A 19,154-nucleotide genomic window follows, 5' to 3' on the forward strand; every position below is an offset into this window, starting at 1 on the left:
CATAGTTGATCATCCAGGTGATTCCTGGCACTTGCGTATATGGCGGGCGGAGCTTTTGGTGATCTCATATATGCCGTTCGGCATTCACCCTGTTTGACGTCCTCCTTCCCTTATTTTCAAAGACCGTGGCAGTGTCGCCAAGGAGGGAAGCGATGAGATGATTTTCGCCTTCCACTCATGCCTGTCTTCTGCCGACACACCTTTTGTCCACCTTTGTTAGCATGGAATTCAGCGGGGGTAACTACACCTAGACGTAGAAATTGAGAGGGAGCAATTGCGAAAACCAATGAAAGCCGCGCTGGGACTTGCAGTAGCGGTGATTTTAGCCATGCCTACCACTGGCTATGCGCTTAGCCAGGGAGGAAAGCCTGAGACTGCTGCGGGAGCGAACGGGGCATACGGGCTGAATGCAGAGCCGTCAAACACTCCGTCCACACGGTCTGAACCTGCATCGATGCAGGGAATCACGGTGACTTCACTGTTCGATCAGGGCAGCAACATGTGGGGTCAGGTTCTGGCCTTCAATGTCAAGATCGACCAGAGCGCCTCAATCAAGAGCGGATCCACGCTCACTCTGACGTTCTCAAACCCTGATTCCCTGGATTGGAACAACATACAGCCCAACGGCGACGAACAATACGGCAAGTGGTCCTACGATGCCCAGAAAGGCACCGCCACCCTCACCTTCGCCATGGATATTTCCCAGGCTGACATCACATTCATCATCAATTTCCACCCCAGCGGCAACCCCAGCAAGAACAACAAGGTCAGCGCCACCTTCAACGGTCAGGATATAGAGCTGAAGGGCGCCAACCAATACGATTTGGACAAGCCCAGTCCTGACCCTGGCGGAGGCTATGGCGATAACCGCATGATCCCTTCATGGGGCAGCTATAGCATCAAAGGCTTGGGAGACAATTACATCGGCCCCATTCAGGGCAAGCAATGCTACCTGCCCGACAGAACGACTATGGATTTCAACATTGTGGTCGATCCGGGCTACCTGTCGAAGCCCGATCAGGAGAAGTCCCGCACCATTACGCTGAGCACGTCGGGAGAATCCTCATCCATCTCCCCCGATGACGTCATGCTGTCAGACACGGGCGGGTGGCCTAATACCTTCACACACTATGTGCCGCTTGCCGACCATGGCTGGACCACGCGCCAGATCGATCCCCAGACCCTTGAGGTGATCATCCCTGACGGATTCCAGATGAGCTGGTTCGTCATGGGCATCAAAGTCCAGGTACGCGATGCGACGGCTGCAGGGAAGCTGACCATGGTCTACAAGTCGTCTCAAATCCAGAAGCAGGTGAAGTACCTCGAGGGATATTACCAGAATCTTGGCAACCTCGGGTTCATACCCCAGCTGAATGCAGGCCCCGACCGCGCCCTCAAGCAGGGGGAAACCATGAACCTCACCCAGTGGCTTTTGGACCCGGTCACTGCCACTGATGTCGAGGACGGCGATCTGTCAGGCAAGGTCGTAGTCGACCAGGCAAGCCAGAAAGCCCTCATGGACAGGCTCAGCGAGCAAAAGAACGGCCCGGTCAAGGTCAAGTTCAGCGTCAAGGACTCGGACGGGAATTCACGCACTGCCGAGTACACCGTCACCGTCTACTCGGACGTCCTCGTGCACTACACTGACGAAAACGGCGAAAAAATCAAGGACGATGCCGTTCTTTCCGGCAAAGTCGGCACAGACTTCACCGTGGATCGCAGCGACGTAACGAAGGGCGACAGCCACTATTACTTCCTTTCCTCTCAGCCGGACGTGGCCAAGGGGACCTACGGGAGCGACGGGCAGCCGACCGATATCACGCTGACCTACAAGAAGGACCTGACCAGCCTGACCGCCGAGGACTACGCCATGTACGTGGGCGACCCCGAGCCGACCGCCGACAGCTTCAAGGCCAAGGCCACCGACCGGGACGGCAAGCCCGTCGCCACCAGCGTGGACCTGTCCAAGGCCGACCTGTCCAAGCCCGGCACCTACCAGGTCACCATCAAGACCGCCGACGGGCGTGAAACCCAGGCCAAGCTCACCGTCAAGGCCGATCAGCGCAGCCTGACCGCCGAGGACTACGCCATGTACGTGGGCGACCCCGAGCCGACCGCCGACAGCTTCAAGGCCAAGGCCACCGACCGGGACGGCAAGCCCGTCGCCACCAGCGTGGACCTGTCCAAGGCCGACCTGTCCAAGCCCGGCACCTACCAGGTCACCATCAAGACCGCCGACGGGCGTGAAACCCAGGCCAAGCTCACCGTCAAGGCCGATCAGCGCAGCCTGACCGCCGAGGACTACGCCATGTACGTGGGCGACCCCGAGCCGACCGCCGACAGCTTCAAGGCCAAGGCCACCGACCGGGACGGCAAGCCCGTCGCCACCAGCGTGGACCTGTCCAAGGCCGACCTGTCCAAGCCCGGCACCTACCAGGTCACCATCAAGACCGCCGACGGGCGTGAAACCCAGGCCAAGCTCACCGTCAAGGCCGATCAGCGCAGCCTGACCGCCGAGGACTACGCCATGTACGTGGGCGACCCCGAGCCGACCGCCGACAGCTTCAAGGCCAAGGCCACCGACCGGGACGGCAAGCCCGTCGCCACCAGCGTGGACCTGTCCAAGGCCGACCTGTCCAAGCCCGGCACCTACCAGGTCACCATCAAGACCGCCGACGGGCGTGAAACCCAGGCCAAGCTCACCGTCAAGGCCGATCAGCGCAGCCTGACCGCCGAGGACTACGCCATGTACGTGGGCGACCCCGAGCCGACCGCCGACAGCTTCAAGGCCAAGGCCACCGACCGGGACGGCAAGCCCGTCGCCACCAGCGTGGACCTGTCCAAGGCCGACCTGTCCAAGCCCGGCACCTACCAGGTCACCATCAAGACCGCCGACGGGCGTGAAACCCAGGCCAAGCTCACCGTCAAGGCCGATCAGCGCAGCCTGACCGCCGAGGACTACGCCATGTACGTGGGCGACCCCGAGCCGACCGCCGACAGCTTCAAGGCCAAGGCCACCGACCGGGACGGCAAGCCCGTCGCCACCAGCGTGGACCTGTCCAAGGCCGACCTGTCCAAGCCCGGCACCTACCAGGTCACCATCAAGACCGCCGACGGGCGTGAAACCCAGGCCAAGCTCACCGTCAAGGCCAAGCCTGCAAGCAATGGGTCAAGCAGCCACACGGTAAACAACCAGGACGGCAACAAGGATCCGGCCGACCTGTCAAGCACCGGCGCAAATTCCGCCTGGCCTATAGCCGCAGCCGCAATCGCTCTGGCAGCTGGAGTCATCCTCCTGCTGGTCGCGATCCGGCGCAGGGGAACCAACAAGCACTGACAGGAAGAACGGCCTGGCTGGCCAGTCACTGAAAAGACCAGCCAACCAGGCCATGAACACCAGCAACAACGCTGTTCCCGCAAATACATAAGAACCGGCCGAATCCCCCAACCAGGGATCCGGCCGATTCTTTTATCCCAGCTGCAAGGCACCCGCATAACGCTGGCGGCACTTACCGCGCCCACCAATCAATTCGCCGTAGGCGACCCGCTCGATGATCCGGCCATGATCCAGGACCATGAACAAGCGATGAGCAATCACGAAAACCTCTATCCCCTTCATCGGAGCATCCATGCCAGCCTTGTCGGCGTCATTATGAAGCGGCAGATCTGACAGGCAAAGCTTTTGTGACCTAATATACATTTTGTGACCTAATATACATTGATGGCGATCTGCCGTTCGGCATTCACCCTGTTTGACGTCCTCCTTCCCTTATTTTCAAAGGCACCGGCCGGGGTCGCCGAGAAGGGAAGCAATAAGATGATTTTCGCCTTCCACTCATGCCTGCCTGCCTTTTGCCGGCACATCGTTTATTTACCTTTGTTAGTATGGAAGCTCGCGGGGGCAAATACACACTGACACAGAATTGAGGGGAGCAATTGCGAAAACCAATGAAAGCCGCGCTGGGACTTGCGGTAGCGGTGATTTTGGCCATGCCTACCACTGGCTACGCGCTTAGCCAGGGAGGAAAGCCTGAGACTGCCGCGGGAGCGAACGGGGCATACGGGCTGAATGCAGAGCCGTCAAACACTCCGTCCACACGGTCTGAACCTGCATCGATGCAGGGAATCACGGTGACTTCACAGTTCAAGCAGGGCAGCAACATGTGGAATCAGGTTCTGGCCTTCGATGTCAAGATCGACCAGAGCGCCTCAATCAAGAGCGGATCCACGCTCACTCTGACGTTCTCCAATCCGAATTCCGTGGATTGGAAAAACATACAGCCCAACGGCGACGAGAGATACGGCAAGTGGTCCTACGATGCCCAGAAAGGCACCGCCACCCTCACCTTCGCTCTGGACATCTCCCAGGCCAACATCAACCTGATCATCAATTTCCATCCCATCGGTAACAACAGCAAGAACAACAAGGTCAGCGCCACCTTCAACGGTCAGGACATAGAGCTGAAGGGCGCCAACCAATACGATTTTGAGATGCCTCAAGACCCAGGCTATGGCGACAACCGCATGGTCCCTGGGTGGGGCAGCTACAGCGTCGCAGGCTTGGGAGACAATTACATCGGCGATATCCAGGGCAAGCATTACTACATGCCTGGCAGCACGTCCATGGACTTCAACATCGTGGTCGATCCGGGCTTCCTGTCGAAGCCCGATCAGGAGAAGTCCCGCACCATTACGCTGAGCACGTCGGGAGACTCCTCATCCATCTCCCCCGATGACGTCATGCTGTCAGAAGATGGCGGGTGGCCTAATAACTCCAAGCACTATGTGCCGCTTGCCAAGCACGGCTGGACCACGCGCCAGATCGATCCCCAGACCCTCGAGGTGATCATCCCTGACGGATTCCAGATGAGCTGGTACATCCTGGGCATCAAAGTCCAGGTACGCGATGCGACGGCTGCAGGGAAGCTGACCATGGTCTACAAGTCGTCTCAAATCCAGAAGCAGGAGAAGTACCTCGAAGGGTGCTTCCAGAATCTCGACAACCTCGGGTTCATACCCCAGCTGAATGCAGGCCCCGACCGCGCCCTCAAGCAGGGGGAAACCATGAACCTCACCCAGTGGCTTTTGGACCCGGTCACTGCCACTGATGTCGAGGACGGCGATCTGTCAGGCAAGGTCGTAGTCGACCAGGCAAGCCAGAAAGCCCTCATGGACAGGCTCAGCGAGCAAAAGAACGGCCCGGTCAAGGTCAAGTTCAGCGTCAAGGACTCGGACGGGAATTCACGCACTGCCGAGTACACCGTCACCGTCTACTCGGACGTCCTCGTGCACTACACTGACGAAAACGGCGAAAAAATCAAGGACGATGCCGTTCTTTCCGGCAAAGTCGGCACAGACTTCACCGTGGATCGCAGCGACGTAACGAAGGGCGACAGCCACTATTACTTCCTTTCCTCTCAGCCGGACGTGGCCAAGGGGACCTACGGGAGCGACGGGCAGCCGACCGATATCACGCTGACCTACAAGAAGGACCTGACCAGCCTGACCGCCGAGGACTACGCCATGTACGTGGGCGACCCCGAGCCGACCGCCGACAGCTTCAAGGCCAAGGCCACCGACCGGGACGGCAAGCCCGTCGCCACCAGCGTGGACCTGTCCAAGGCCGACCTGTCCAAGCCCGGCACCTACCAGGTCACCATCAAGACCGCCGACGGGCGTGAAACCCAGGCCAAGCTCACCGTCAAGGCCGATCAGCGCAGCCTGACCGCCGAGGACTACGCCATGTACGTGGGCGACCCCGAGCCGACCGCCGACAGCTTCAAGGCCAAGGCCACCGACCGGGACGGCAAGCCCGTCGCCACCAGCGTGGACCTGTCCAAGGCCGACCTGTCCAAGCCCGGCACCTACCAGGTCACCATCAAGACCGCCGACGGGCGTGAAACCCAGGCCAAGCTCACCGTCAAGGCCGATCAGCGCAGCCTGACCGCCGAGGACTACGCCATGTACGTGGGCGACCCCGAGCCGACCGCCGACAGCTTCAAGGCCAAGGCCACCGACCGGGACGGCAAGCCCGTCGCCACCAGCGTGGACCTGTCCAAGGCCGACCTGTCCAAGCCCGGCACCTACCAGGTCACCATCAAGACCGCCGACGGGCGTGAAACCCAGGCCAAGCTCACCGTCAAGGCCGATCAGCGCAGCCTGACCGCCGAGGACTACGCCATGTACGTGGGCGACCCCGAGCCGACCGCCGACAGCTTCAAGGCCAAGGCCACCGACCGGGACGGCAAGCCCGTCGCCACCAGCGTGGACCTGTCCAAGGCCGACCTGTCCAAGCCCGGCACCTACCAGGTCACCATCAAGACCGCCGACGGGCGTGAAACCCAGGCCAAGCTCACCGTCAAGGCCGATCAGCGCAGCCTGACCGCCGAGGACTACGCCATGTACGTGGGCGACCCCGAGCCGACCGCCGACAGCTTCAAGGCCAAGGCCACCGACCGGGACGGCAAGCCCGTCGCCACCAGCGTGGACCTGTCCAAGGCCGACCTGTCCAAGCCCGGCACCTACCAGGTCACCATCAAGACCGCCGACGGGCGTGAAACCCAGGCCAAGCTCACCGTCAAGGCCGATCAGCGCAGCCTGACCGCCGAGGACTACGCCATGTACGTGGGCGACCCCGAGCCGACCGCCGACAGCTTCAAGGCCAAGGCCACCGACCGGGACGGCAAGCCCGTCGCCACCAGCGTGGACCTGTCCAAGGCCGACCTGTCCAAGCCCGGCACCTACCAGGTCACCATCAAGACCGCCGACGGGCGTGAAACCCAGGCCAAGCTCACCGTCAAGGCCGATCAGCGCAGCCTGACCGCCGAGGACTACGCCATGTACGTGGGCGACCCCGAGCCGACCGCCGACAGCTTCAAGGCCAAGGCCACCGACCGGGACGGCAAGCCCGTCGCCACCAGCGTGGACCTGTCCAAGGCCGACCTGTCCAAGCCCGGCACCTACCAGGTCACCATCAAGACCGCCGACGGGCGTGAAACCCAGGCCAAGCTCACCGTCAAGGCCGATCAGCGCAGCCTGACCGCCGAGGACTACGCCATGTACGTGGGCGACCCCGAGCCGACCGCCGACAGCTTCAAGGCCAAGGCCACCGACCGGGACGGCAAGCCCGTCGCCACCAGCGTGGACCTGTCCAAGGCCGACCTGTCCAAGCCCGGCACCTACCAGGTCACCATCAAGACCGCCGACGGGCGTGAAACCCAGGCCAAGCTCACCGTCAAGGCCGATCAGCGCAGCCTGACCGCCGAGGACTACGCCATGTACGTGGGCGACCCCGAGCCGACCGCCGACAGCTTCAAGGCCAAGGCCACCGACCGGGACGGCAAGCCCGTCGCCACCAGCGTGGACCTGTCCAAGGCCGACCTGTCCAAGCCCGGCACCTACCAGGTCACCATCAAGACCGCCGACGGGCGTGAAACCCAGGCCAAGCTCACCGTCAAGGCCGATCAGCGCAGCCTGACCGCCGAGGACTACGCCATGTACGTGGGCGACCCCGAGCCGACCGCCGACAGCTTCAAGGCCAAGGCCACCGACCGGGACGGCAAGCCCGTCGCCACCAGCGTGGACCTGTCCAAGGCCGACCTGTCCAAGCCCGGCACCTACCAGGTCACCATCAAGACCGCCGACGGGCGTGAAACCCAGGCCAAGCTCACCGTCAAGGCCAAGCCTGCAAGCAATGGGTCAAGCAGCCACACGGTAAACAACCAGGACGGCAACAAGGATCCGGCCGACCTGTCAAGCACCGGCGCAAATTCCGCCTGGCCTATAGCCGCAGCCGCAATCGCTCTGGCAGCTGGAGTCATCCTCCTGCTGGTCGCGATCCGGCGCAGGGGAACCAACAAGCACTGACAGGAAGAACGGCCTGGCTGGCCAGTCACTGAAAAGACCAGCCAACCAGGCCATGAACACCAGCAACAACGCTGTTCCCGCAAATACATAAGAACCGGCCGAATCCCCCAACCAGGGATCCGGCCGATTCTTTTATTACCTCGGGATCGATTCTCTGGCACGTGTTGAAATCCTTGGAGCCCAGATACCGGTGGGTGCTGGCCTGAAGGGCCCGTGCCTCCGGATATTCGGTCAGATTCTGCAGATCCAAGAAGACGAGCAGGAGCCGCCGACCCTTCCCGCAACGGCATTCCAGCAGCTGCGTCATGGGTCGCAGGTAGGCGTAGCTGTCCGTCTTGGTGATGATGGACTGGTAGCGCTCGGACAGGACGATAGCCCGCTGGACAGCCATGGGCCACCATTGCCGGTCAGCGTACGAGTCAGTAGGAAAATCGGCGAAAACAGGTGATCGGCCTGAATGAACTACCCCATGGTGCCGCTCTGGTCCTTGAATGTCTCCACTGAACAGAAGTCCGTGGAGATCGGATTCTTGTCCGGTTTTTCAATCCCATGAGTTGGAATCGTAAGCTCTGTGCAACCTTTACTGTGCGCCCATAGTCATCAGCCACTTGTCGGCTCAGTAAAACTGTATATATTCGCTCTCGGTTCATAGGCGGAATCGGCCCTCAGAACTGTATGAATTATTTAAAAATACTAAAAATTGCTCCTAGGTCAGTACGTCTGACCAGCACTTGTTAGACTCGGGATGACTGGAGAAAATGGCCGAATACCTACCACGAAAGGGTCGGCCCATCGAAGGACCGACCCCTACACTGGCTTTCGCTTAATGCTGGATCATGCCTTCCTGCGTCTTCTTCCACCGTCAGGCATTCCTGGTGAGCCTATTCCAGTTCCAGGGCTCCGGTGTAGAGCTGGTAGTACTCACCATGCCTGGCTATCAGCTCATCATGGTTGCCGCGCTCGATGATCCGCCCATGATCCAGAACCATGATCACATCGGAGTTGCGGACCGTGGAGAGTCGGTGGGCGATGACGAAGACCGTTCGGCCGCGCATCAGTGCATCCATGCCTTGCTGGACCACTTCCTCGGTCCTGGTGTCGATCGAGGAAGTGGCTTCGTCCAGGATCATGGCCGGGGGATCCGCCACAGCCGCCCTGGCAATGGAAATCAGCTGGCGCTGACCCTGGGACAGTCCGCTTCCATCCCCCTCAAGAACCGTCTGGTAGCCCTGGGGAAGCATGCGGATGAAGCTGTCTGCGTTGGTCATCCTGGCCGCTTCGATGCACTCCTCGTCCGTGGCATCCAGGCGCCCATAGCGGATGTTGTCCAGGACGGTGCCGGTGAAGAGGTTGACATCCTGAAGGACGATGCCCAAGGAGCGGCGGAGGTCAGGCTTGCGGATGTTTTTCACATCGATACCGTCATAGAGGATCTGCCCCTGCTGGATGTCGTAGAAGCGGTTGATCAGGTTGGTGATCGTGGTCTTGCCGGCACCAGTGGCACCGACCAGCGCCACCTTCTGCCCGGGCTTGGCGAACCAGGTGATGTCGTGCAGAACAGGCTTGCTCGGATCATACCCGAAGCTGACGTCAGTGAATCGCGCATCCCCCTGGAGGAGGGTGTATCGCCCGTCAGGGGATGTGATGGCCTGATCCTTGGCCTTCAGAGCCACATCGCGCGCATCGCCTGGAAGCTTCATGGCGGCCTCCAGCGAGCGCCTGCCATCGTCATCGGCCTCGCGCTTCCAGGCCCAATGCCCTGTTTCATGGTCGACGGGGGTCATGGTCCGGCCGTCCGAGGCCAGTTTGACGCTGACCAATCTGACCGTGCCCTGGTCGGACTCGACAGGCTGGTCCATCAGGTCGAAGATCCGGGAGGCGCCGGCCAGGGCCATCATGACCATGTTGAACTGCATGGAGACCTGGCCGATCGGGTTGATGAAGGAGCGGGAAAGGGTCAGGAGGGAGACGATGGTTCCCAGGGTCAGCGGCCCTGCCCCGGTCAGTCCTACGTTGCCCATGCCCGCGATGCCGGCCAGACCGCCGACGATGGCCAGGATGACATAGAGCAGGTAGCCCATATTGCCCACGACCGGCATAGTGACGTTGCCGTAGGTGTTGGCCTGGGCCGAGGCCTGGAAGAGCTCCTCGTTCCTCTCCTCGAAGACTTTGGCAGTGGCATCCTCGTGGTTGAAGACCTTGATGATCTTCTGTCCGTTGACGGCCTCTTCCACGAAAGCGTTCACCTGGCCCAGATAGCGCTGCTGGTGAACGAAGTACCGGCCGCTTCGGGTGACCAGAACCCGGACCACCACAATCAGGACCGCCGCGAAAACCAGTGTCAGAACGGTGAAGGGGATGGAAAGCCAGAGCATGGAGATCAAAGCGGCCAAGGCGGACAGTACCGAGGAGACCATCTGCGGGAAGGACTGAGAGATGGCCTGACGGAGGGTATCCGTGTCATTGGTGTAGCGGCTCATGGTGTCGCCGTGCTCATGGGTGTCGAAGAAGCCGATGGGCAGCTCCTGCTGGTGGGCGAACATCTGGTCGCGGATGGTCTTCAGGGTGCCCTGTTCCACCTTGACAATCAGCCAGTTCCAGAACCAGGAGCAGAAGGTTCCCACCGCATAGAGGCAGCCCATCAGGATCAGCGTCCTCATCAACGGTCCCCAATCGGGGTCAGCGGCCCCAACCAGCGGCAGAATATAGTGATCGATCAGCGGCTGAAGGAAGAAGGCCGATGCGGCCTGGGCTCCGGCGCTGATGATGATGCAGACCACGATCACCGCCAGCTGCCAACGGTAGGCCAGCAAATAGCTCAGGATCCGACGGGTCGTTCCCGGAGCGGCCTTGTCCAGGCGGGGCTTGCGGTCCTTGAATGATCCGTCACTCATGGTCCTTGTCCTCCTCGCCCTGGTTCCTGGTCTGTGATTCGTAGATGGATCGGTACTCCTGACATGTTCGCAGGAGCTCCTGGTGCGTGCCCTGGTCGAGAATCCTGCCCTCCTCCAGGACCACTATCAGGTCGGCATCCTCCACAGAGGCCAGACGCTGGGAGATGATGATCTTGGTGGTGTCTGGGATTTCCTGGCTGAAAGCACGGCGGATCAGCTGGTCGGTCTTGGTATCCACGGCGCTGGTTGAGTCATCCAGAATCAGAATGTCGGGTTTCTTCAGAAGGGCCCGTGCTATGCATAGACGCTGTCGCTGGCCGCCAGAGAGGTTGGTGCCGCCCTCGTCCAGGTAGGTCTGATAGCCATCGGGAAACTCCCTGACAAAACCGTCGGCCTGAGCCAGGGTGCAGGCGCGCACCAGCTCTTTGTCCGTGGCTTGGGGATTGCCCCAGCGCAGGTTCTCGGCGATGGTGCCGGTGAAGAGGACATTCTTTTGGAGCACCATCGCCACCTGGTCGCGCAGGACGGTCAGGTCGTACTGGCGTACATCCACCCCGCCCACCTGGAGGGACCCCTCGGTCACGTCGTAGAGACGAGGGATGAGCTGGACCAGGCTGGACTTGGAGGAGCCGGTCCCGCCCACGATGCCCAGGGTGGAGCCCGAGGGAACGTCCAGATTGATATGGCTCAGAACGGGACGTTCGGACCCATTCGAGTAGCGGAAGGTCACATCCTGGAAGCTGATGGAGCCGTCGGCCACCTTCATCACCGGCTTGGCGGGATCATGCACGGTGCTGACCTCGTTCAGCACCTGGCAAATGCGCTCCGCCGAGGCCTGGGATATAACGACCATGACCACGATCATGGAGACCATGTTCATGGCCATCATGATCTGGATGGCATAGGTGACCAGGGCGGTCAGATCGCCTGTGGTCAGCCCCAGAGCGGCATTATTTCCTGATGCCACAATCTGGGAGGCGCCCATCCAGGATATGACCAGCAGAGAGGCGTAGATGCAGAAGTTCAACAGCGCCGGGTTCAGGCTCATGATCCGCTCGGCCTTGCAGAAGGCCCGGTAGATGGCCATGGAAATACCGTTGAATTTGTGCTCCTCGTAGTCCTCCCGGTTGTAGGACTTGACCACTCTGATGCCCTGAAGGTTCTCGTCCACCACGTTGTTGAGATGGTCGTAGGTGCGGAAGACGCGCTCGAAGATAGGGTGAACCAGCAGGGACAGACCAATCAGACCGAAGCCCAGGATGGGAATGGCGATCAGGAAGACCAGGGATATGGGCTTGGAGATCTTATAAGAAAAGAGCCAGGCCACGATGACCATGATCGGCGCCCTGACCCCGACCCTGATGACCATCTGATAGGCGTTCTGCAGGTTGGTCACATCGGTGGTCAGCCTGGTGATGATGGATCCGGTGGAGAAACGGTCGATGTTGGTGAAGCTGAAGGACTGCACCTTGGCGAACAGATCGCTGCGGACATTCTTGGCCAGTCCGGAAGAGGCGATAGCCGCATACCGACCGGACATGAACCCGGAGAACAGGGAGACGGCCGAGCAGGCCAGCAATATCAGCCCGAACTTGAAAATGGCCGGCATGGACCTCCCCGAGACTCCCTGGTCGATCAGGGATGCCATGATGGTCGGGATTACAATCTCAAGGACGCTCTCAAGAAAGACGAAGGCCGGAGCCAGAAAGCTGGCCTTCCGATATTCGCGCAAGGAGCGCAGAATGGTTCGGATGGTATGCTTCGAACGCGCTGGTTCCTGTTTATCCGATCTGACCACGGATGCCGTAGACCCCTTCAAATGGACCTCTTCTGTTTCTGAACTGATTGCTCTATCTTTTGCAGCCAATCACCGACATACAATACCCTCGAAAGAGGGTCTGAATGCACCTAGGCTATCATCCTGTCCGCCAGGGATGGGCGGACGCGCGGGGATTTCCGCCCTGCACAAAAAGAAGCTGTCACGCCCCTTGGGGTCATGCAGCTTCTATGCTCCTGCGAGTCTTACCAGCGAGTCTTACCAGCGAGTCTTATCAGTGTGTTGCGAACAAGGCATTCACAGTCCTGCTCATTGCCTGGCATCGGTTGATTGAGCCAGCGGCAGGCATCTTATCTGACAGGCTGTAAATTAGCGCTCGTCCAACTTGCTGATGATCTCCTTGGAGATCTGGTCGACCTCGCCCTGGCCATCCACTGCTACTAGAAGGCCGCGGGACTTATAGGTGTTCAACAGGGGGGCAGTCTCCTTGGCATAGATATCCAGACGCTTGGCAATCGCCTCGGGGGTATCGTCTGCCCGCCCCTCTTCCTTGGCCCGCTTGGCGATGCGCTGCATGAGCACGTCATGGTCAGCATCCAGGGCCACCACCGCCGTCAGCGGAGTGTCCAGCTCCTGGAGCATCTGGTCCAGCGCCTCGACCTGAGAGGCCGAACGGGGGTAGCCGTCCAGAATCCAGCCCTGGGCGACATCATCCATACCCAGGCGATCCTTGACGATCTTGTTGGTCAGCTCGTCTGGCACCAGCTCACCCTTGTCGGTGTAGGCTTTGGCCTGTTTGCCCAGCTCGGTTCCGTTCTTCAAGTTGTAGCGGAAAATGTCGCCGGTGGAGATGGCCGGAATCCCGTAATGCTTGCTGAGCAAGGCCGCCTGAGTGCCCTTGCCAACACCTTGAGGTCCCATGATCAACAGTCGCTGTGCCATTCCCGATCCTTTGTTCAATGTTTGATGCTCTTGACTCTCCGGTCCCGGACGGCCTTAGCTGTCTTAGCCGCGCAGAACCCTCATTTATGTATGCTAGCGGCTACCTGACCCAATACAGCCTCCACTCGCTAAACCCATGCAAGCTGTCTTTCCGAGACAAAAAGAATCCGGCTCCATGCCGCCAAGGACCAGGGCCGGACCTTCATCTGTTTTAGGCTGACACCACTTGCAGATGTTTGAGCGCAGTGTCCTCAGCCTTCCTTGTGGTCGCCCTCCAGAAGAAAGCCGGCGTATTGGAACTGCTCGGTCTGCGCCCTGGCCTGGCGCAGAGTATCCAGGCCGACGCCGGCGATGATCAGGATAGTGGTGCCGCCGAAGGGCAGTTTGGAGTTGATCTTCAGCAGCATGATCAGCACCGTGGGGATCAGAGCTACAAAGAGCAGGTAGATGGCGCCCACCGTGTTCAGCCGGTTCATTACGTAGGACAGATACCGACTGGTGGCACGCCCCGCCCTGATGCTCGGAATGAAGCCGCCATACTGCTTCATGTTGTCAGCCGTCTCATCAGGATTGAAGGTGATCGAAGTGTAGAAGAAGCAGAAGAAGACGATCATGACCGAGTAGAGCACGATGTACCAGACCGAGGTCGTGTTGGCCATGTTGTCATTGATCCACTTGACCCAGCCCTGATCGGGCTTGCCGAACTGGGCAATAAGTGTAGGGATAGCCAGAATGGAGGAGGCGAAGATTGGTGGAATCACGCCTGACATATTGATCTTGAGCGGCAGATAAGTGGAGGATCCACCGTACATCTTGCGACCGATCATCCTACGGGTGTACTGGACAGGAATGCGGCGCTGGGCCAGCTCCACGTAGTCGACCAGAATCAGAATGACCACCAGGACGGTCACGACAATGCCGAATTTGACCCAGTCGCCGTTCTTGCCGTTAGTCCCCCAGCCGATGTTCCAGAGCTGGGGCAGGAAGCCGGAGCAGATGGAGGTGAAGATCAGGACGGACATGCCGTTGCCGATCCCCTTGTCGGTGATCAGCTCGGCCATCCACATAATCAGACCGGTGCCGCCGGTCATGATCAGAACCATGACCACCAGATTCCAAACGGAGCTGTCAGGAATGACCTGCTGCTGGCACGCCCCATTGAAGAGCGCCCCGTTGCGGGCCGTGACCAGAATAGTCGTGGACTGCAGCACGGCCAGGCCGATGGTCAAATACCTGGTGTACTCAGTCAGCTTGGCCTCGCCGGACTGGCCTTCCTTGTGCAGGGCCTCGAAGCGGGGAATGACCACGCGCAGCAGCTGTACCACGATGGATGCGGTGATGTAGGGCATGATGCCCAGCGCGAAGATGGACAGCTGCAGCAGAGCACCGCCTGAGAATAGATTGACCAGGCCGATGAAGTCCTCATTGCCGGCCGTAGTGATGCACTTCTGTACGGAAGGATAATCCACGCCTGGGGTAGGTATGAACGACCCGATGCGATAGATGATGATGATACCAAGAACGAAGAGGATTTTCTTCCTCAGCTCCTTGGTCTTGAAGGCCTGGATTAACGTCCTCACCTAAGTTCCCTCCCTACGCGCCCGCGCGTTGGTCCCGGTGCATCGCACCTTCTTGCTCCGACCAGCTTAACCGATGGCTCCGTCAAATTCCGACGGCACCCGAGTCGGAAACGAATTCCGGCCCCGCCCGCTTGGAGCGGGGAGGGCCGGAATCATCTGCCTTGCGGTCTGTCCCCTCTGAGCATCAGTCTTCGGAAACGGATCCGCCTGCGGCTTCTATCTTGCTTTTTGCCGATGCCGAGGCCTTGACGCCCTTAAGGGTGAAAGCAGCCTTGACGTCGCCGTCACCCAGGATCTTGACAGGATGGCCCTTGCGGACCGCTCCCCTGTTGACCAGATCCTCGACGGTAACCTCGCCGCCCTTGGGGAAGAGCCCTTCCAGAGCGCCCAGGTTGACCACCTGGTACTCCTTCTTGAAGGGGCTCCTGAACCCGCGCAGCTTGGGCAGCCTCATGTACAGGGGCAGCTGGCCGCCTTCAAAGCCCGGGCGGACCTGGTAGCGGGCCTTGGTGCCCTTGGTGCCACGACCGGAGGTCTTGCCCTTGGACCCCTCGCCACGACCCACACGGATGCGGTCGCGCTTGGCGCCCGGAGCCGGACGCAGGTCATGCATCTGCAGGATGGTGGGCTCTTGCTTGTCGCTGGCCATAATCAGTCTGCCTCCTCTACGTTCACCAGGTGGCGGACCTTGTCGGCCATCCCCCGGTAGACGGGGGTGTCCTCACGCAGGACTGTCTGGCCGATTTTGTGAAGGCCCAGAGACCTGACGTTCTCCTTCTGGCGCTCGGTGGCATGAGCCACGCCCTTGACCAGGGTGATCTTGATCTGCTTGGTCATCACTCACCTGCCTTCGACTGCTCGTCAGCCTTGGCCTTGGCCTCTTCGCGCTCCTTGCGCTCGTCGGCAATGCCGGCTGCACGTGCACGCAGGAGGGAGTCAGGGGCGACCTCCTCCAAAGGCAGACCGCGGCGTGCTGCGATCTCCTCGGGCTCCTCAAGTTGCTTCAGAGCAGCCACAGTGGCCCGCACCATGTTGACGGCCGTGGCCGACCCCATGGACTTGCTGAGAATATCGGTGATGCCAGCGCACTCCAGGACTGCGCGAACCGGACCACCGGCGATAACACCGGTGCCTGGTGCTGCAGGCCGCAGGAGAACAGTTCCCGCCGCATCGTGGCCGATCACCGGATGGGTGACAGTGCCACGGATCCGGGGAACAGTGAACATGTGCTTCTTGGCGTCCAGCTGACCCTTGGAGATGGCTGCGGGAACCTCGCGGGACTTGCCGTAGCCAACGCCCACGGTGCCTTTGCCGTCGCCCACGACCACCAGGGCCGCGAAGCTGAAGGTTCGCCCGCCCTTGTGAACCTTGGACACACGGTTGATGGTCACGACCCTGTCGAGCATGTCGTCACGGTCATCGCGGTCACGACGACCACGACGGCCATCCCTGCGGCCGTCACGGGAACCGCCGCGACGACCACCGCGGCGATCATCGTTCCGGTCGTTCCGGTCCCTTCTGCCACCCTGGCTGGACTGAGCGTTTGTTGAATCTTCAGTCACCTGGGTTGTTTCCTTTGTCGTTACGTTGTCGCTCACAGTGCCAAACCTCCCTCACGGGCGCCTTCCGCAACCGCTGCGACCCTTCCGTGGTACTTGTTGCCACCACGGTCGAAGACCACGGTGGTGATGCCAGCCTTCTTGGCCTTGGCCGCGATCTGCTCGCCCACCTTGCGGGCGGCTTCGGTCTTGGTGCCCTTGAAGGAGCCATAGTCCGAAGCCATAGTCGACTCGCTGACCAGGGTGACGCCCCTGGTGTCGTCGACGATCTGGGCGATCATATTGCGGTTGGTCCGAGTGACCACCAGACGGGGACGCTCTGCCGTGCCGGAGACGTGCTTGCGCAGACGGGCATGGCGGCGCAGACGGGCGATCTTCTTGCCTTTGCCTAGTATCGAGACCGTCATATCACTTACCAGCCTTTCCAGCCTTGCGCAGGATGTGCTCATCGGCGTACTTGATGCCCTTGCCCTTGTAAGGCTCGGGAGCACGCAGGGCGCGGATATTGGCCGCAGCCTGGCCGACAGCCTGCTTGTCGATGCCGGAGACGACCACTTCGTTGGCGTTCGGCGTCTCGAAGGTGATGCCCTCCGGGGGGTCGACAGTGATGGTGTGCGAGTAGCCCAGCGAGAACTCAAGGGACTTGCCCTTGGCAACCACGCGGTAGCCGGTGCCGACGATCAGCAGGTGCTTGCTATAGCCCTTGGAGACGCCTTCGACCATGGAAGCCACAATGGAGCGGCTCAGTCCGTGCTTGGCCTTGGTAGGGCGGTCCTCGTCGGCGGGGGTCATGATGATCTCATTGCCCTCGACCTTGCCGGTGATGCCCTCAGGCAGCGTGTACTCGTCGGAGCCCTTGGGACCCTTGGCGGTGAATTCCTGGCCCTTGAAGGCCACCTCCACACCTGCCGGAACGGCGATGGGGAGCTTACCAATATGCGATGCCATGTTCAGCTCTCCTTTCTCACCATACGTAGGCGACGATTTCGCCGCCGATGCCCCTATCGAGGCATTCCTTCTGGGTCATCAGTCCCGAGCTGGTCGAGATGATGGCAATTCCCAGCCCGCCCAGGGGCATAGGCAGGGAATCCGACTTGGCGTAGCGGCGCAGGCCGGGCTTGGAGACGCGCTTGATTCCCTGAATGGACTGGCGTCCATCGGGACCGTACTTGAGCGTGATCTCCAGATCCTGCCCGACGCGCGCCTCCTTGGCGCGGTAATCGGCGATGAAACCTTCGCGCTTGAGAATCTGCGCGATGTTCGCCTTGAACTTGGAGTACGGCATGTCGACTGTTTCATGCTTGGCCGCACTCGCATTACGCAGACGCGTCAGCATGTCTGCGATGGGATCTGTCATTGTCATGTGGGCTTATGCCCTTCCTCGCCGTGGTTTCCGCCGCCGGGCAGCAATCTGCCCCGGCCGCGGACCTTCAGCGTCGATCTTTACCAACTGGACTTCGTCACACCCGGCAGCTCGCCGCGATGGGCCTTCTCGCGAAGGCAGATGCGGCACAGGCCGAACTTGCGATAGACGGAATGAGGACGACCGCAGACCTGGCAGCGCGTGTAGCCACGCACCTTGAACTTCGGCTTGCGTGCCGCCTTGTTTCTCAGAGCGGTTTTTGCCATATCAGTTCTCCTTGAAGGGGAAGCCCAGCTGCTTGAGCAGCGCCCGGGCCTCCTGATCGTTCTTGGTGGAGGTCACCACGGTGATATCCATACCACGCTGGTGATCGATCTGATCAGGATCGATCTCGTGGAACATGGACTGCTCCGTGAGACCGAAATTGTAGTTGCCCTGGCCATCAAACTGACGGTCGCTGATGCCGCGGAAATCGCGGATGCGGGGCAGAGCCAGGGTCAGCAGTCGATCCAGGAACTCCCACATGCGCACGCCGCGCAAGGTAGCGAAGGCGCCGATGGCCTGTCCCTCGCGCAGATGGAACTGCGCCACGGACTTCTTGGCCTTGGTGATCTTGGGCTTCTGGCCAGTGATGGCCGTCAGGTCCTTGACCGCACCCTCGATCAGCTTGGAGTCGCGTGCAGCGGCTCCTACGCCCATGGAGACCACGACCTTCTCGATCCTGGGCACCTGCATGGGGTTGGAGAACTTGAACTCCTTCTCCAGCTCGGGCACAATGCTCTCGCGATACTGCTGCAGCAAACGAGGGACTGCCGGTGCTTCAACGGTGGTATCGCTCATGACAGCTCCTTGCCTGACTTCTTGGCGAAGCGGGTGCGCACGACCTTGACCCTGCCGTCACGCGCCTCCTCCTTGATGTTCACGCCGATGCGGGTCGGCTTCTTGGTCTCCGGGTCGATGACCATCACATTGGAGCGATGGATAGGCGCCTCGGTCGGGACGATGCCCGACTCCTGACCCTGCTGGGTTGCCCGCACATGCTTCTTGACGATCTGTATACCCTCGACGATCAGACGATCCTTGGGCAGAATCCGCAGGACCTTGCCCTCCTTGCCGCGATCCTTGCCGCGGATGACCTTGACCTGGTCGCCTGTCTTGATCTTGGCTACCACT

Annotated in this window: 17 protein-coding genes; 2 read left to right on the plus strand and 15 right to left on the minus strand. The window is 60.6% G+C overall.

Annotated features, from left to right (window positions below; all coding sequences use genetic code 11):
* The first annotated feature begins 469 nt into the window (after nt 1-469).
* Nucleotides 470-3,337, plus strand: a complete 2,868-nt coding sequence (locus ACUIAD_RS00745) for a MucBP domain-containing protein (protein WP_445343362.1) — start codon at nt 470-472, stop codon at nt 3,335-3,337.
* A 132-nt stretch (nt 3,338-3,469) separates the two neighbouring features.
* On the opposite strand, the gene ACUIAD_RS00750 is transcribed toward ACUIAD_RS00745, so the two are convergent.
* Nucleotides 3,470-3,619, minus strand: coding sequence for a hypothetical protein (locus ACUIAD_RS00750; RefSeq protein WP_445343842.1), 150 nt, complete (start codon nt 3,617-3,619; stop codon nt 3,470-3,472).
* A 512-nt stretch (nt 3,620-4,131) separates the two neighbouring features.
* Between ACUIAD_RS00750 and ACUIAD_RS00755 the strand changes: the two genes are divergently transcribed.
* Nucleotides 4,132-7,866, plus strand: a complete 3,735-nt coding sequence (locus ACUIAD_RS00755) for a MucBP domain-containing protein (RefSeq protein WP_445343363.1) — start codon at nt 4,132-4,134, stop codon at nt 7,864-7,866.
* Nucleotides 7,867-7,891: 25 nt separating this feature from the next.
* Here the strand turns inward: ACUIAD_RS00755 and ACUIAD_RS00760 are convergent, their stop codons facing one another.
* The 14 genes from ACUIAD_RS00760 to rplX form a co-directional block, all read right to left on the minus strand.
* Complete coding sequence (locus tag ACUIAD_RS00760) at nt 7,892-8,257, minus strand: hypothetical protein (protein WP_445343364.1); 366 nt, start codon at nt 8,255-8,257, stop codon at nt 7,892-7,894.
* Nucleotides 8,258-8,747: 490 nt separating this feature from the next.
* The gene (locus ACUIAD_RS00765) at nt 8,748-10,760 is read right to left on the minus strand and encodes an ABC transporter ATP-binding protein (RefSeq protein WP_445343365.1); all 2,013 of its coding nucleotides are present in this window, start codon (nt 10,758-10,760) and stop codon (nt 8,748-8,750) included.
* Nucleotides 10,753-12,558 carry an ABC transporter ATP-binding protein gene (locus ACUIAD_RS00770; protein WP_445343366.1) on the minus strand — a complete coding sequence of 602 codons (1,806 nt, stop codon included), beginning with the start codon at nt 12,556-12,558 and terminating at the stop codon, nt 10,753-10,755. Before ACUIAD_RS00770 ends, ACUIAD_RS00765 begins: the two co-directional genes overlap by 8 nt.
* A gap of 348 nt (nt 12,559-12,906) precedes the next feature.
* Nucleotides 12,907-13,479, minus strand: a complete 573-nt coding sequence (locus tag ACUIAD_RS00775; protein ID WP_445343367.1) for an adenylate kinase — start codon at nt 13,477-13,479, stop codon at nt 12,907-12,909.
* 251 nt (nt 13,480-13,730) lie between these two features.
* Nucleotides 13,731-15,059, minus strand: a complete 1,329-nt coding sequence (gene secY / locus ACUIAD_RS00780; RefSeq protein ID WP_445343368.1) for a preprotein translocase subunit SecY — start codon at nt 15,057-15,059, stop codon at nt 13,731-13,733.
* 184 nt (nt 15,060-15,243) lie between these two features.
* Nucleotides 15,244-15,708 carry a 50S ribosomal protein L15 gene (gene rplO, locus ACUIAD_RS00785; protein WP_110452579.1) on the minus strand — a complete coding sequence of 155 codons (465 nt, stop codon included), beginning with the start codon at nt 15,706-15,708 and terminating at the stop codon, nt 15,244-15,246.
* Nucleotides 15,709-15,710: 2 nt separating this feature from the next.
* A complete protein-coding gene (rpmD, locus tag ACUIAD_RS00790; protein ID WP_110452580.1) occupies nt 15,711-15,896 on the minus strand; it encodes a 50S ribosomal protein L30 in 186 nt (61 codons plus the stop codon).
* Entirely contained in the window at nt 15,896-16,657 is a 762-nt protein-coding gene (rpsE, locus tag ACUIAD_RS00795; protein WP_110452581.1) for a 30S ribosomal protein S5, read from the minus strand. The genes rpmD and rpsE overlap by 1 nt, the downstream gene beginning before the upstream one ends.
* Nucleotides 16,654-17,025 carry a 50S ribosomal protein L18 gene (gene rplR / locus ACUIAD_RS00800; protein ID WP_015022343.1) on the minus strand — a complete coding sequence of 124 codons (372 nt, stop codon included), beginning with the start codon at nt 17,023-17,025 and terminating at the stop codon, nt 16,654-16,656. Before rplR ends, rpsE begins: the two co-directional genes overlap by 4 nt.
* Nucleotide 17,026: 1 nt before the next feature.
* Nucleotides 17,027-17,566, minus strand: coding sequence for a 50S ribosomal protein L6 (gene rplF / locus ACUIAD_RS00805; RefSeq protein ID WP_110452582.1), 540 nt, complete (start codon nt 17,564-17,566; stop codon nt 17,027-17,029).
* A 16-nt stretch (nt 17,567-17,582) separates the two neighbouring features.
* Nucleotides 17,583-17,981: a 30S ribosomal protein S8 gene (rpsH, locus tag ACUIAD_RS00810; RefSeq protein ID WP_024626787.1), complete on the minus strand. Its 399-nt coding sequence runs from the start codon at nt 17,979-17,981 to the stop codon at nt 17,583-17,585.
* Between the two features lie 80 nt (nt 17,982-18,061).
* Nucleotides 18,062-18,247: a type Z 30S ribosomal protein S14 gene (locus ACUIAD_RS00815; RefSeq protein ID WP_015022346.1), complete on the minus strand. Its 186-nt coding sequence runs from the start codon at nt 18,245-18,247 to the stop codon at nt 18,062-18,064.
* Nucleotide 18,248: 1 nt separating this feature from the next.
* Entirely contained in the window at nt 18,249-18,821 is a 573-nt protein-coding gene (gene rplE, locus ACUIAD_RS00820; protein ID WP_024626788.1) for a 50S ribosomal protein L5, read from the minus strand.
* A complete protein-coding gene (gene rplX, locus ACUIAD_RS00825) occupies nt 18,818-19,153 on the minus strand; it encodes a 50S ribosomal protein L24 (protein WP_445343369.1) in 336 nt (111 codons plus the stop codon). Before rplX ends, rplE begins: the two co-directional genes overlap by 4 nt.
* Nucleotide 19,154: the final 1 nt, after the last annotated feature.

The organism is Bifidobacterium sp. ESL0819, assembly GCF_052606245.1.

Bases quoted from the DNA above. Each gene is read 5' to 3' on its own strand.
- rpmD (WP_110452580.1), bottom strand. From the start codon at position 15,896: ATGACCAAGCAGATCAAGATCACCCTGGTCAAGGGCGTGGCTCATGCC.
- ACUIAD_RS00815 (WP_015022346.1), bottom strand. From the start codon at position 18,247: ATGGCAAAAACCGCTCTGAGAAACAAGGCGGCACGCAAGCCGAAGTTC.
- rplF (WP_110452582.1), bottom strand. From the start codon at position 17,566: ATGGCATCGCATATTGGTAAGCTCCCCATCGCCGTTCCGGCAGGTGTG.
- ACUIAD_RS00775 (WP_445343367.1), bottom strand. From the start codon at position 13,479: ATGGCACAGCGACTGTTGATCATGGGACCTCAAGGTGTTGGCAAGGGC.
- rpsH (WP_024626787.1), bottom strand. From the start codon at position 17,981: ATGACAATGACAGATCCCATCGCAGACATGCTGACGCGTCTGCGTAAT.
- rplO (WP_110452579.1), bottom strand. From the start codon at position 15,708: ATGGCCAGCGACAAGCAAGAGCCCACCATCCTGCAGATGCATGACCTG.
- ACUIAD_RS00765 (WP_445343365.1), bottom strand. From the start codon at position 10,760: ATGAGTGACGGATCATTCAAGGACCGCAAGCCCCGCCTGGACAAGGCC.
- rplR (WP_015022343.1), bottom strand. From the start codon at position 17,025: ATGACGGTCTCGATACTAGGCAAAGGCAAGAAGATCGCCCGTCTGCGC.
- ACUIAD_RS00750 (WP_445343842.1), bottom strand. From the start codon at position 3,619: ATGAAGGGGATAGAGGTTTTCGTGATTGCTCATCGCTTGTTCATGGTC.
- ACUIAD_RS00760 (WP_445343364.1), bottom strand. From the start codon at position 8,257: ATGGCTGTCCAGCGGGCTATCGTCCTGTCCGAGCGCTACCAGTCCATC.
- rplE (WP_024626788.1), bottom strand. From the start codon at position 18,821: ATGAGCGATACCACCGTTGAAGCACCGGCAGTCCCTCGTTTGCTGCAG.